This window comes from Calidithermus roseus (genome assembly GCF_003574095.1).
Taxonomy (GTDB): Bacteria; Deinococcota; Deinococci; order Deinococcales; family Thermaceae; genus Calidithermus; species Calidithermus roseus.
Genome location: NZ_QWLA01000088.1, coordinates 1 through 12,272 on the forward strand (window position 1 = coordinate 1; position 12,272 = coordinate 12,272).

Here is a 12,272-nt window from a genome sequence, read left to right on the forward strand (position 1 = left end):
GGTGGGGGGCGGGTGCGGCTCGGGGAACTGCGATATCGGGCTATCTTTTCCCGATCAGATAGACCCCATAGAGGAAAAGCCCCAGCACCAGTAGCTTCGCCAGCACCAGCAGCCACAGCCAGCGGCGTACCTCGGGGTCCATGCCCTACGCATACCACCCTTCGATGTGAGGGCTCGAGGGAGGAGCTGAGAACGCGCGTTTTAGCGGCGGGTAGCCGGCGCGAAACCGACGAACTTGCGCTCCGCCTGAAAAGTGTATACAGTATACACGTGACCGAATTTCAACGCCCCAGTTCGGTGCGCGAGGCGGCCTATCTGCACCTGCGCGAGTCCATCCTGAGCGGGATTCTCTTACCGGGGACGCGCATCTCGGAGCCGGGGCTGGCCGAGAGCCTGGGCATCAGCCGCACGCCGGTGCGCGAGGCCTTGCAGCGCCTGAGCCAGGAGGGGCTGGTCGAACTCTCGCCGGGCCGGGGGGCCCGCGTGCGGGTGATCACGCCCCAGGAGGTGCGCGAGGTCTACGAGGTGCGGGCGCTGCTCGAGGCCGAGGGGGCTCGGCTGGCAGCCCTCAACGCCACGGGCGCCGAACTCGAGGCCCTGGAGGAGCGGCTCGAGGCCCTCGACCGCATCCCCGCCGAGCAGTACCCCGAGCAGATGCGCGTGGACTTCGAGTTCCACAGCCTGCTGATGGAGGCCAGCCACAACCGCACGCTGGTGCGGGTCTACCAGGACCTGCGCTCCGGGCTAGCGCTGGTGCGCGCGCACCAGCAGACCCTCTCCCAGCACCCCAAGACCCGCGAGCAGCACCATCAAATCCTCAAAGCCCTTCAGCAGCGCGAGGCCGAACAGGCCGCAAGGGCTGCCCGGGCCCACGTGCTCTACTTCATGGAAGTCGTACTCGAGGCCGCCCAGCGGCAGGGAGGACAGCAGTGGACCTGAACCAAAGCTACCGCTCGTTCGTGCTGGCCATCGCCCAGAACGAGACCTTCAAGAGACTCGTCATGACCCGCGGCAAGAACTTCGCCCGCCGCTTCGTCGCGGGGGACACCCTCGAGCAGGCCCTCACCGCCGTGGAGGCGCTCGAGCAAAGCGGCGTGCACGCCATCTTAGACCTGCTGGGCGAGATGGTCACCTCCGAGGAGCAGTCGCGCGGCTTCCAGGCCGAGATCATCCGGCTGATCCAGGCCCTCGGCGCCCGACCTTACCCGCGCTACGTGGCGCTCAAGCTCACCCAGCTAGGTCTCGACCTCTCCGAAGACCTAGCTTTTTCCTTGATGACCGAGATCCTGGCCGAGGCCCGGAAGGTCGATTGCTTCGTGCGCATCGACATGGAGGACAGCCCGCGCGTGGACGCGACGCTGCGGGTCTATCGGCGGCTGCGCGAGGCGGGCTTCGACAACACCGGGGTGGTGCTGCAGAGCTACCTCAAACGCACCGAGCGTGACCTCGAGGAACTGCTGCCGCTCAAGCCCGCCGTGCGCATCGTCAAGGGGGCCTACAAGGAGCCCGCCGAGGTGGCCTTCCAGGACAAGCGCATCATCGACAGCCAGTACCTTTTGCTGGTCAAGAAGGCCCTCGAGCACGGCCTCTACACCGCCATCGCCACCCACGACCCCCACATCATCGAGGAGATGAAGCGCTGGACTGCCGAGAAGGGCATCGGCAAGGAGCGCTTCGAGTTCCAGTTGCTCTACGGCGTGCGCCGTGACGAGCAGAAGAAGCTCGCCGCCGAGGGCTATACCGTGCGGGCTTACGTCCCCTACGGAACCGACTGGTATCCCTACCTCTCCCGCCGCATCGCCGAGCGCCCGGAGAACCTGATCTTCGTGGCCCGCAGCCTGGTGCAGGGGTGAGCGATGCCGGACGCCCAACGCCGGACGCGGTCGTACGTCGTACGTCCTACGCAAGACGCCGAACGCCAAGAGTTGTACGTCCTACGTCGTACGCAAGATGCAATACGCAAGACGCCTCGGCCCTCAGCCCTCGACATGATTCAAAGGAGCTAATCATGACCCCCGAACCCTACCGCCCCGAGCCCGTAGAGACCTTCCTGACCCCCGAGCCCCTGGCCGCCATGCACAAGGCGCTGGTGGAGGTCAAAGCCCAACTGGGCCGCCACTACCCGCTCATCATCGGCGGGGAGAAGGTAGACACCGCCCGCAAGGTGGTCTCTACCAACCCCTCCGACCCCGCGCAGGTAGTAGGCACGACGGCCATGGCCTCCGCCGCCGAGGCCGACGCCGCCCTCGAGGCCGCCTGGAGGGCCTTCGCGAGCTGGAAGAAGTGGCCCCAGGAAGACCGCAGCCGCCTGCTGATGAAGGCGGCGCACATCATGAAGCGCCGCCAGCGCGAACTCGAGGCCTGGTTGGTCCATGAGATCGGCAAGAACTACTTCGAGGCCGCCGCCGAAGTGGCCGAGGCCATCGACTTCCTGCGCTACTACGCGACCCAGGCGCTCAAGTACGCCAATGGCGCGCCCGTTACCCACTTCCCAGGCGAGGATAACGAGGCCTTCTACATCCCGCTGGGCGCGGGCCTGGTGATCGCCCCCTGGAACTTCCCCATCGCCATCCTCTGCGGCATGATCATGGGCCCGGTGGCAGTGGGCAACACCGTGGTGGCCAAGCCTGCCGAGGACACCGTGGTCATCGCGGCCAAGCTCTTCGAGATCTTCGAGGAGGCCGGGTTCCCGCCGGGCGTGGTCAACTTCCTGCCGGGTGAGGGAGCCGAGGTAGGGGCCTATCTGGTGGCCCACCCCAAAACCCGCTTCATCAACTTCACCGGCTCGCTCGAGGTGGGCCTGAAGATCAACGAGGCCGCCGCCAAGCTTGCGCCGGGCCAGATCTGGCTCAAGCGGGTCTTCCTCGAACTCGGCGGCAAGGACGGGATCATCGTAGACGAGACCGCCGACCTCGAGGCCGCCGCGCTGGGCACCGTGCAGAGCGCATTCGGCTTCCAGGGGCAAAAGTGCAGCGCGGCCAGCCGCCTGATCGTGGTGGACAAGGTGGCCGACCTGGTGGTCGAGCGCGTGGTCGAGCGGGCCCGAAAGCTCAGCGTGGGCCCCGCCGAGGAGAACCCCGACATGGGGCCCGTCGCCAGCGCCCAGCAGGAAAACACCATCAGGAAGTACCTCGACATCGGCCAGGACGAGGGCAAGCTGGTGCTGGGCGGCCACCGCCTGGAGGGCAGCGGCTACTTCTTCGAGCCCACCATCTTCGACCACGTTGCCCCCGATGCCCGCATTGCCCAGGAGGAGATCTTCGGCCCGGTGCTCTCGGTGATCCGCGTCCCCGACTTCGACGCCGCGCTCGAGGTCGCCAACGGCACCCGCTTCGGCCTCACCGGCGGCCTCTACTCGCGCAGCCGGGAGCGGCTCGAGCGCGCCCGCCGCGAGTTCCACGTGGGCAACCTCTACTTCAACCGCAAGATCACCGGCGCGCTGGTGGGCGTGCAGCCCTTCGGCGGCTTCAACCTCTCGGGCACCGACACCAAGGCCGGCGGCCCCGACTACCTGCTCAACTTCCTGCAGATGAAGAGCGTGACCGAGCGGTACTGATCACGCCAAACGCTCACCGATAGCTATCGGCCTCACCGCTTCAGAGCCGACATCGGCCCGTTCGGCTCGAGGATGCCCTCGAGCCTCGAGAAAGGAATCAGGGTTTCGATGTAGTCGCCCAGCACGTGGGGCACGGACCAGTAAACGTGCAGGCCCTCGGGGCTCAGGGCCCATTGCAGATAGCGGGGGTCGAGGTTGTCTCGAATGGCTTCCCTGGCCGAGGCGTCGTAGGTGCTGGTGGCGACTTCCACGCCTATCTCGCGCAGGCGGGATAGATAATTGCTGCTTTTTTTGAAGAGCTGGCTGAGGGCGATGCGCTTGCCGCTGCTGGGCTCGAGGGTATAGGCCATCACGAAGCGGCTGGGGTGGGCGCAACCGCCGGGACCGCAGCCGTAGCCCCTCATCACCACGCTCAGCAGGCGGTCGGTGCCCAGCAGGAGCCGGTAGTCGAGCTCGAGGGCGCCCATCTCGAGCTGCCAGCGTTCGATCTGGCCCTTGCGGAAGCTCTCGAGCGCCTCGGCGTAGTCCTGGCGGTACTGCCAGGCCAGGCGGGTAGGCTCCTGGGCCAGCACCTGGTTAATCCGGTTCCAGCCCGCCGCCTTGTCCACCCCGCTGAACTGGGGGTAGAGCACCTCGAGCCCCCTTTTAGGATCAGCGATGACCCGTGTGGTCAGACGGGCCTGGGCGAAGCGGTGATCCTGCTCGAGCAGGCTGAACCTCCCCCTGCGCTTGCCGTCGGGGCTGGTCCAGCTTCCCTCGAGGCCGCTTTTGTCCAGGCGGCCATCGAAAGTTCCCGTGGGCTGCTGGCCGGAGTATTCCCGCAGTTTCAGGCGGTTTTGCTCGAGGCTGCCCTCCAGCTGCAGAGGCTGGCCGATCTTCTCGTAGAGGTAGGAGCCTCTGACTTTGCCGCCGCTGCTTTTCAGGTGCATGCGTATGGGCAAGGACTGGGAGCCGATCTCGAGCCGTCCTCGGAATACTTGCTCGGCATTGGGATTGGAGGCCGCCAGGGCCAAGGGCAGGAATGAGGCCAGCAACACCCGGTAAAAGCGCATGTCTCAAGCATAGCCAGCCGCCTGTGGGTTGTGTTGGAGCGAGGTTGGCTCAACTTGACAGAAAGAACGCCCTTTCGCATAGTAATAGAGCGGCCAGCGACCCGGTTGGGTTGCCGATTGGAGGGATGGCCGAGCGGTTGAAGGCGGCGGTCTTGAAAACCGTTATGGGTGCAAGCCCATCGGGGGTTCGAATCCCTCTCCCTCCGCCAAGCAACGTCCTCCTGGAGAGGTGGGTGAGTGGCTGAAACCACAGGTTTGCTAAACCTGCATAGGGGGTAACCCCTATCGAGGGTTCGAATCCCTCCCTCTCCGCCAAATAAGAGCCCAGACGGGCTCTTTCGTTTTTGCGATAATCCGAAGGATGCGCCTGAAGCTACTGGGTCAAACCCCCTCCATTCCTTCCCCCGGCCTCGAGCTGCTGACCTACCTGTGCGCCCGAGAAGAAGCCCTGCGGGAGGAGGTGCGCTCGGTGGTGCCGCTGGGAGCGGCGCTGCAAGCGCTGCACGGGACGACCTGGAGTGAGGGGGTGGCGGCTCGAGGCGAAAGCTTCGCCTGGACGGGGGAGAGCGACCTAGGCTCCCTGCGCCGGGCTTTGGGGGAGCGGCGTTGGCTGGAGGCCTGGGCGTTGTACGGGGCGCTGCTACCGGGCTTCAGGAGCGGGCTCGAGGCCTTCCAGAGCTGGCTCGAGGCCCAGCGGGCCTGGCTGCGCTCGGCCATGCACGTCCTCAGCTTGGCCCTGCCCGTGGAGGAAGTGCTGCGTCTGAGCGAGGAGGAGTTGCGGGCCCCTGCCGACCAGGAAAGAGCGCTGATGGCCCTGCTGATGCAGGGACAGGCCCTGCTGCGCGAGGGGCGGGGCAAGGAGGCGGTGCTGGTGCTGGGGCAGGCTTTGGGGGTGCAGGAGTTTGGGAGAGGGGAGTTCTCCGGGCTCTCGCTGGCCTTGCTGGCCGAGGCCCACTGGCTGTGGGGCAAGGGGCCCAAGGCCCGCCAGACCGCCGAGAAGGCCCTGCAGCGCTGTGCTGACGCCTACAGCCAGGCCCGGGCTTATCGGGCGTGGCACCAGATCACGGGTGATGCAGGCGCGCTCGAGCAGGCCCGACGGCTGGCCGAGGGCCTGGGGATCGCGGACTTGCTGAGCCTGGGGTGACTCAGGCTCCCACCAGCACCGACTCGATGCGGCGCAGGGCCTCGGGGATGTCCTCGTCGGAGAGGTCGCGGTGAGTGACCAGCCGAATCCTCTCGCCCAGCGCGTTGCACAAAACGCCCACCTGAGCCAGCCGGGCGGCCAGGCCGGTCGCGTCCTTGGGCTTGAAGTAGACCATGTTGGTCTGCACCGCGCGCAGGTCCACCTCCAGGCCCAGCCGCACCAGCCCCTCGGCCAGGGCGCGGGCCATCTGGTGGTCTCGAGCCAACAGCTTCGGTCCTTCGGTCAGGGCCAGGATCCCGGCTGCCGCCAGCACCCCGGCCTGGCGCATCCCCCCACCCAGCAGCTTGCGGTAGCGCCAGGCCTCGGGCCGCAGGGCCCTGGGCATCAGCAGCACCGAGCCCACCGGAGCGCCCAGGCCCTTGGAGAGGCAGATGGAGACGGTGTCGAAGCCCCTGGCCAGCTCGGCGGCGGAGGTGCCGAGGGCCACGGCGGCGTTGAACAGGCGGGCACCGTCGAGGTGGATGGGCAGCCCGGCCTCGCGCGCGACCTGCTGCACGGCGCGCTGGGCCTCGAGCGGCACCACGGTGCCCCCGGCGGTGTTGTGGGTGTTCTCGAGTTCGATCAGCCCGGTAGGGGCTTGGTGGATCGAGGTGTGGATAGCGGCTTTGACGTCGGCGGGGTCGGGGATGCCGTAGGGGGCCCTCACCAGCCGGATGGTCCCCCCCGAGAGCACCGCCAGCGAGCCCGGCTCGTACTCGTAGATGTGGGCTCCCTCGGGGGCGATCACCTCGTAGCCGCGCCGCAGGTGCAGCATGAGGGCGATCTGATTGCTCATCACCCCGCTGGGCACGAAGAGCCCGGCTTCCAGGCCCAGGGTTTCGGCAGCCAGGGCCTCGAGGCGGTTTACGGTAGGGTCTTCGGAGTACACGTCATCGCCCACCTCGGCCTCGGCCATGGCCTTGCGCATGGCGGGCGTGGGCTTGGTGACGGTGTCGGAGCGGAGGTCGATCACGCGCATGAGCCCTAGCTTACGCCTGTCGAGGGTCGGTAGCCTATAGCCGAGCGCAGGTCGTACGTCGTACGTCCTACGTCGTACGCAAAACGCAAAACGCCTTTTGTTTACCCCCTTAGCAAGGGGGCTGGGGGGGATACCCCCTCCCCGCATGCGGGGAGGGAAGGGGAGGGGTAACCATGGGCCACGAGCCATGGGTCACGGGCCTCCCGCTGATAGCTGAAAGCTGACGGCTGATAGCTGCCCGCTAAGGTAAAATCGCGTTTGTGAATGCCTTCAAGCCGCACTTGCGCGGCCTGCCCAGCTACCCTTACAAAAAGGTGGAAGCCCGCATCAAACTCGACCAGAATGAGAGCCCCCTCGACCTTCCCCCATCCCTCAAGCAGCGGGCGCTCGAGCGGCTGGCGGCTTTGTCCTGGAACCGCTACCCCGAGCTGCACGCCGAGGACGTGCGGGTGAGGCTGGCCGAGTGGCTGGAGTGGCCCTTCGAAGGCATCGTGATGGGCCCTGGCTCCAACCTGATCATCCAGGGTCTGGCCCAGGCGAGTAATTGCGTTCTGGACACCGCTCCGGCCTTCCCGCACTACGCTTTTTCCGCGAAGATCGCCGCGACGCCCTACCGTGCCGTGCGGCTGGGCGAGCGCTTCGAGCTGCCGCTGGAGGGGCTGCTGGGGGCCATGGAAGGGGAGCCCGGTGTGCTGTTCTTGCCGGTGCCCCACGCCCCTACCGGCGCCCTTTTTGCCCAGGCCGAGGTGGAGGCGCTGGCCGAGCAGGCTGTCCGGAGCGGCTGGCTGCTGGTGCTCGACGAGGCCTATCACCAGTTCTCCGGCACCGACTATCGCCCACTGGCTAAGGCCAACCCCAACGTGGCCCTGCTGCGCACCTTTTCCAAGGCCTGGGGGCTGGGGGGCATCCGTGCTGGGTACTTGCTGGCTTCGCCGGAGGTGGCGGCGGTGGTGCAAAACCTGGTTCCGCCCTTCGGCCTGCCCGCCCACACCGCCGCCATCCTGCTCACCGTGCTCGAGCAGCCCGGCTATGCGCTGGAGCGGGCCCAGGCCACCGCGCTCGAGCGCGAGCGCGTGTACCAGGCGCTGCTCGAGCACCCCACCTGGAGGGCCTATCCCAGCCACACCAACTTCCTGCTGGTGCGCACCCCCGATGCCGCCGCCGCCTTCGCGGGGCTGCTGGGGCGCGGGGTGCTGGTGCGGCGACAGGACCATTACGCCGGGCTCGAGGGCTGCCTGCGGGTGAGTGTGGGCACACCCGCCGAGAACGACGCTTTCCTGGAAGCCGCCTTCGCCCTGGCCGAGGTGGGTCATGCGTAGCGCGACTGTCGAGCGGGCCACCGCCGAGACCTGGATCCGGCTCACCCTGGGCCTCGACGGTCCCGTGGAGGGCAGGATCGCCACGGGGCTGCCCTTCTTCGACCACATGCTCACCGCTTTCCAGCGCCACGGACGCTTTCACCTGACGCTGGAGGCCAAGGGGGACCTCGAGGTCGAGCCCCACCACCTCGTCGAGGACACCGGCATCGTGCTGGGGCAGGCGCTGAAGCAGGCCATCGGCGACGGGCGGGGGCTCGAGCGCTACGGCGAGGCCAGTGTGCCCATGGACGAGACGTTGGTGCAGGCCGTGCTCGACCTCTCCGGGCGGCCCCACCTGGCCTTCTCACCCGAAGAACTCGCCATCGACGGGGCGCCGGGCGGCATGAGCGCCTACCACCTGCGCGAGTTTCTGCGCGGGCTATGCAACCACGCGGGCCTGACGCTGCACCTGCGGCTGTTGGCGGGTCGGGAGGCGCACCACGTGCTCGAGGCCAGCTTCAAGGCGCTGGCACGGGCTCTTTACGCCGCCACCCGCCTCACCCGCGACGACCTGCCCAGCACCAAGGAAGCCCTGTGAAGACCCTGCTCATCGACTACGGCTCCAGCAACCTGCGCAGCGCAGCCAAGGCGCTCGAGGCCACCGGCTACGACGTTAAGGTCTCCCACGACCCCGCCGAGGCCCCAAAAGCCGACTTGCTGGTGCTGCCCGGCCAGGGCCACTTCGGCCAGGTGATGCGCTCGTTCGAGGCTTCGGGCTTCGAGAGCGCGGTGCGCGAGCACATCGCCGCCGGGAAGCCTTTCCTGGGCATCTGCGTGGGGATGCAGATCCTCTTCGAAGCCTCCGAGGAGGCCCCCGAGGTGGCCGGTTTAGGGTTGGTGCCGGGGGTTCTGGCTCGGTTCAGGGCGCGCCGCGTGCCCCAGATGGGCTGGAACACGGTCGAATACCGGGGCCTTTTCCAGGCGCTGTCGGGGCGGTATTTCTATTTCGTGCACTCCTACTACGCCCCCCTCGTCGAGGGCAGCGTGGGCATCACCGACTATGAAGGGACTCGCTTCACGGCAGTGTACGCCAGGGACAACCTGGTAGCACCCCAGTTCCACCCCGAAAAGAGCGGCGACAGCGGCCTGAGCCTGCTGCGGGCCATCCGGGACTACTTCAGGAGGCTTTGAGCGCGTATGGCAGGGGGCCAGGGCCTCGCGCCTTGCGCCTGGCGTTCGGCTATCAGCTATCAGCTATCGACTTCGTCTGCAACAAATCCTGCGGCGTCACCAGCCGTCCCTGCGCGCCCACCGCGGTCGCGGCCAGCGCCCCGGCCAGGTTGCCCAGTCGTGCAGCGGTGACCAGGTCCCGACCTTCCATCACCGCGTGGGCGAAGGCAGCGGTGAAGGCGTCGCCGGAGCCGGTGGTGTCCACGACGTTCTCCACCGGGAAGGGCTCGACGAGTTCTTGCTGCTTGGCGGTGACCACGATCGACCCCAGGGCGCCTACTTTGATCACCACGTTCTCGAGGCCATAGCCCTTGAGGGCTTCGACCCCCTCGCTGATGGAGTCGGTCTGGGTGAGGGCTAAGAGTTCCTGCTGGTTCATGGTGATGTAGGGCACGCCGCGCACGTACTCCAGCAGCGGCTTCCCTACCGAACGCACCGCGCCCGTGCCGAGGTCTACGAAGATGGGCAACTCTCGCTTGCGGGCAGTGTCTAGCGCCTTGACGGCGTATTCCCGCTGAGGGCCGCCTACGAGGGCGTAAGCCGAGAGCACCAGGGCATCCACTTGGTCCATGTGTTTGCTCTTGAACTCAGCGGCGTCGAGATAGCGGCTGGCCCCGCCCGCCGAGATCATCGAACGCTCACCACCGGGCACCACCAGGATCAGCACGCTCGAGGTCTGTCGCTCGGGGTCTTCCTGCAAGTAGCGCAGGTCCACTCCTACGCGCTCGAGTTCGCTCAGGGCCAGCTCACGGAAGGGGTCTTTGCCCACCCGCCCGGCCAGGTATACCCTGTGCCCCAGGCTGGCTAGTTGTGCCGCCAGCGTCGCCCCGGCCCCGCCGGGCTTCATCAGAGCCCGCTGCGAGGGCACCTCCTCGCCGGGCTCGGGAATTCGTTCGAGAAAGTAGATCAGATCTACGGAAACGTCCCCTAAAACAAAAAAACGCATAACCTCCGGTCCCCCTGCGCCTTGGAGTTCCTGGGTAACAAAGGCATTGTACCGCAGGAAGCTTGCTCGCTTCGTCTTGAAGTATAAGCCGGATGGAATGAGAAATCCATAACAAGGGGTTGTATGCCGAGCGCGAGATGCGAAGGGGCGAACCTCGAGTCCCGCCCTTTCCTCCATACACCCGTCACCCGAAACCCGTTCTCGGCTTCAGATATCGCTCGAGAGCAGCCCCTCGAGCGCGCGGAATTGCTCGAGGGAAAGCGCCTCGCCGCGCACTTGGGGGGAGAGGGAGAGGCGCTCGAGGGCGGTCTCGACGCGGGCTTCGGGGTAGCCCCTGCTCAGCAGGGCGTTGCGCAGGGTCTTGCGCCGCTGGCTGAAGGCGGCCTCGATCAGGCGGAAGAGTTCAGGGTCGTCGGGGATGGGCTCGGGGTCGAGCCGGATCAGCGAACTGGTCACTTTGGGGGCGGGGTAAAAGACACCGGGGGGAAGATCGAAGAGCTTTTTGGCTTTGGCGTGGTGCTGCACCCGCAGACTCAGCACGCTGTAGGAGGGGCTGCCGGGCTGAGCCACCATGCGCTGGGCCACCTCCTTCTGCACCAGCACCACGATGCGGCGGAAGCGCCCCGAGCGCAGCAGATCGGTGATGATGGGGGTGGCGACGTTGTAGGGGAGGTTGGCGGCAAAGAGGCTGCCGGGGGGCACCTGGGTCCAGTCGAACTTCAGTGCGTCTGCCCAGATCACCCTCACCTCGAGCCCGGCCAGGGTCTCGGCGTGGACGGGTTCCAGGCGCCGGTCCATCTCCAGGCTCACCACCCTGGCCCCACCCAGGGCCAGCGCCCGTGTGAGCGTCCCCAGGCCCGGCCCCACCTCCCACACCGTCTCGCCGGGGGCGAAGCCCACCGCCTCGACGATGCGCCGGAGGTAGTGCGCGTCGATCAGGAAGTTTTGCCCGAAGCGCCTGTCGGCCCGCAGCCCGTGCCGCTCGAGCAGCTCTCGCACGGTGGAAAGGGAGGTGAGGTTCATTGAATGGGCAGGGGCTGGACGTGGGCGATTTGCACCTCGAAGTGGTCGTCATCGAGGTAGAGCACCAGGTACTGGTCCTGGTCGAAGGCGTCGATCAGGGCCAACTGGTCGAAGATCTGGATGCCCTCTTTCATTACGGTGTGGCCGTAGACCCCGAACCTGTAGCCCATGCGGCTGACGTAGTCGGGGTTGTGCTGCCACCACTCCTTGGCCTCGCGCCCGTTGTAGAACATCTCGTCGTAGCTCTGCAGCCAGGGCACCGGCCCCACGTGGGAGAAGTTCACCCCGTAGAGGTTGATCTCGGTGGGGAAGGAGAGCAGCCAGGCTTTGAGGTCTTCGGGCATCGAGATGCCGCCGTGCTCGGGGTGGAACTCGTGGTGCTCGAGGTAGGCGTTACCCAGCACGAAATTCCCGGTGGCCGCGGCGTGGTCGTGGTTGCCCAGCAGGATGGTGACGTGCTCGGGGGCGGCCTCCTGGTAGCGCTTGATGCGATACATCTCGCGGATCTGGGCCTTAGCCGCCATGCGCAGGTGGGTGGGGTCTGTGGGATCGAAGTCGTCGAGGCCGGTGAGGCGCTGGTAGTGCTCGAGGGTCTTGGGGTGCATCAGGTCGCCCATCAGCACCACCCGGAAGCGCCCCTGCTGCACCGGCTCGCTGGGCAGGAAATCCTCACCGGCCAGGTAAGCCCCACGCAGCGCTCGCCACAGCCGGGGGAACTCGGCGTGCAGGTCGCCTATGACCGTGACCTTGATCATGATTTCCCTTTGAGCAGGCCGCGCAGTTCGCCGTAGAGCTGGCGGGTCTCGTCGAGGTTCTTGCCGTAGCCCTGGTACTTCATCACGATGCGGGCTACCTCCTTGCCCATCCCCATCTCCTTGAGCCGGTCGATCAGGCGGTCGATGAGTTCCTGGGGTTCGGGTTTTTCGGCTTCGGCGAGGACTTCCTGGGGATCGGCGTGGCCTGCCCTGGAGGGCCGGGCCGGGCGCTCGGCCTGGGGGTGGGGGC

At 66.9% G+C, this 12,272-nt stretch carries 12 protein-coding genes, 2 tRNA genes and 1 pseudogene; 9 read left to right on the top strand and 6 right to left on the bottom strand.

Translation table 11 applies throughout. From position 1 onward, the window contains the following. The first annotated feature begins 270 nt into the window (after positions 1–270). The 3 genes from Mrose_RS16135 to pruA all read left to right on the top strand — a co-directional run bounded on the left by Mrose_RS16135 (position 271) and on the right by pruA (position 3,556). Positions 271–939 carry a GntR family transcriptional regulator gene (locus Mrose_RS16135; protein WP_119280009.1) on the top strand — a complete coding sequence of 223 codons (669 nt, stop codon included), beginning with the start codon at positions 271–273 and terminating at the stop codon, positions 937–939. Further along, a complete protein-coding gene (locus tag Mrose_RS16140; protein ID WP_119280011.1) occupies positions 930–1,853 on the top strand; it encodes a proline dehydrogenase in 924 nt (307 codons plus the stop codon). Before Mrose_RS16135 ends, Mrose_RS16140 begins: the two co-directional genes overlap by 10 nt. A gap of 155 nt (positions 1,854–2,008) precedes the next feature. Then, complete coding sequence (gene pruA / locus Mrose_RS16145; RefSeq protein WP_119280013.1) at positions 2,009–3,556, top strand: L-glutamate gamma-semialdehyde dehydrogenase; 1,548 nt, start codon at positions 2,009–2,011, stop codon at positions 3,554–3,556. A 32-nt stretch (positions 3,557–3,588) separates the two neighbouring features. Here pruA and Mrose_RS16150 read toward each other — a convergent pair whose 3' ends face one another. Further along, positions 3,589–4,608, bottom strand: coding sequence for a polysaccharide deacetylase family protein (locus Mrose_RS16150; protein ID WP_119280015.1), 1,020 nt, complete (start codon positions 4,606–4,608; stop codon positions 3,589–3,591). A gap of 119 nt (positions 4,609–4,727) precedes the next feature. Here Mrose_RS16150 and Mrose_RS16155 point away from each other — a divergent pair. From Mrose_RS16155 to Mrose_RS16165, 3 genes are all read left to right on the top strand, one after another. Further along, positions 4,728–4,817 (top strand) — tRNA-Ser (locus tag Mrose_RS16155). A 14-nt stretch (positions 4,818–4,831) separates the two neighbouring features. Further along, a tRNA-Ser gene (locus Mrose_RS16160) sits at positions 4,832–4,923 on the top strand. Positions 4,924–4,969: 46 nt separating this feature from the next. Next, positions 4,970–5,752 (top strand): hypothetical protein, encoded by a 783-nt coding sequence (locus Mrose_RS16165; RefSeq protein ID WP_119280017.1) that lies wholly within the window; start codon positions 4,970–4,972, stop codon positions 5,750–5,752. A gap of 1 nt (position 5,753) precedes the next feature. Here the strand turns inward: Mrose_RS16165 and Mrose_RS16170 are convergent, their stop codons facing one another. Then, positions 5,754–6,770: a threonine aldolase family protein gene (locus Mrose_RS16170; RefSeq protein WP_119280019.1), complete on the bottom strand. Its 1,017-nt coding sequence runs from the start codon at positions 6,768–6,770 to the stop codon at positions 5,754–5,756. Between the two features lie 260 nt (positions 6,771–7,030). On the opposite strand from Mrose_RS16170, the gene Mrose_RS16175 reads away from it, so the two are divergent. The 3 genes from Mrose_RS16175 to hisH are packed head-to-tail and all read left to right on the top strand — an operon-like array spanning position 7,031 to position 9,259. Beyond that, complete coding sequence (locus Mrose_RS16175; protein WP_119280021.1) at positions 7,031–8,089, top strand: pyridoxal phosphate-dependent aminotransferase; 1,059 nt, start codon at positions 7,031–7,033, stop codon at positions 8,087–8,089. Then, on the top strand, positions 8,082–8,666 hold the full coding sequence (gene hisB / locus Mrose_RS16180; protein ID WP_119280023.1) for an imidazoleglycerol-phosphate dehydratase HisB: 585 nt from the start codon (positions 8,082–8,084) through the stop codon (positions 8,664–8,666). Before Mrose_RS16175 ends, hisB begins: the two co-directional genes overlap by 8 nt. Then, positions 8,663–9,259 (top strand): imidazole glycerol phosphate synthase subunit HisH, encoded by a 597-nt coding sequence (gene hisH / locus Mrose_RS16185; RefSeq protein ID WP_119280025.1) that lies wholly within the window; start codon positions 8,663–8,665, stop codon positions 9,257–9,259. Before hisB ends, hisH begins: the two co-directional genes overlap by 4 nt. 52 nt (positions 9,260–9,311) lie before the next feature. Here the strand turns inward: hisH and Mrose_RS16190 are convergent, their stop codons facing one another. The 4 genes and pseudogenes from Mrose_RS16190 to Mrose_RS16205 form a co-directional block, all read right to left on the bottom strand. Then, the gene (locus tag Mrose_RS16190; RefSeq protein ID WP_119280027.1) at positions 9,312–10,244 is read right to left on the bottom strand and encodes a carbohydrate kinase family protein; all 933 of its coding nucleotides are present in this window, start codon (positions 10,242–10,244) and stop codon (positions 9,312–9,314) included. Between the two features lie 207 nt (positions 10,245–10,451). After that, the gene (gene rsmA, locus Mrose_RS16195) at positions 10,452–11,267 is read right to left on the bottom strand and encodes a 16S rRNA (adenine(1518)-N(6)/adenine(1519)-N(6))-dimethyltransferase RsmA (protein ID WP_119280029.1); all 816 of its coding nucleotides are present in this window, start codon (positions 11,265–11,267) and stop codon (positions 10,452–10,454) included. Beyond that, positions 11,264–12,022 (bottom strand): metallophosphoesterase, encoded by a 759-nt coding sequence (locus tag Mrose_RS16200; RefSeq protein WP_119280031.1) that lies wholly within the window; start codon positions 12,020–12,022, stop codon positions 11,264–11,266. Before Mrose_RS16200 ends, rsmA begins: the two co-directional genes overlap by 4 nt. Further along, positions 12,019–12,272: pseudogene (locus tag Mrose_RS16205) on the bottom strand (Rad52/Rad22 family DNA repair protein); the annotation flags it as partial. The pseudogene Mrose_RS16205 and the gene Mrose_RS16200, both read right to left, overlap by 4 nt.

Bases quoted from the DNA above. Each gene is read 5' to 3' on its own strand.
- pruA (WP_119280013.1), top strand. From the start codon at position 2,009: ATGACCCCCGAACCCTACCGCCCCGAGCCCGTAGAGACCTTCCTGACC.
- Mrose_RS16150 (WP_119280015.1), bottom strand. From the start codon at position 4,608: ATGCGCTTTTACCGGGTGTTGCTGGCCTCATTCCTGCCCTTGGCCCTG.
- Mrose_RS16165 (WP_119280017.1), top strand. From the start codon at position 4,970: ATGCGCCTGAAGCTACTGGGTCAAACCCCCTCCATTCCTTCCCCCGGC.
- Mrose_RS16170 (WP_119280019.1), bottom strand. From the start codon at position 6,770: ATGCGCGTGATCGACCTCCGCTCCGACACCGTCACCAAGCCCACGCCC.
- hisB (WP_119280023.1), top strand. From the start codon at position 8,082: ATGCGTAGCGCGACTGTCGAGCGGGCCACCGCCGAGACCTGGATCCGG.
- Mrose_RS16190 (WP_119280027.1), bottom strand. From the start codon at position 10,244: ATGCGTTTTTTTGTTTTAGGGGACGTTTCCGTAGATCTGATCTACTTT.
- rsmA (WP_119280029.1), bottom strand. From the start codon at position 11,267: ATGAACCTCACCTCCCTTTCCACCGTGCGAGAGCTGCTCGAGCGGCAC.
- Mrose_RS16200 (WP_119280031.1), bottom strand. From the start codon at position 12,022: ATGATCAAGGTCACGGTCATAGGCGACCTGCACGCCGAGTTCCCCCGG.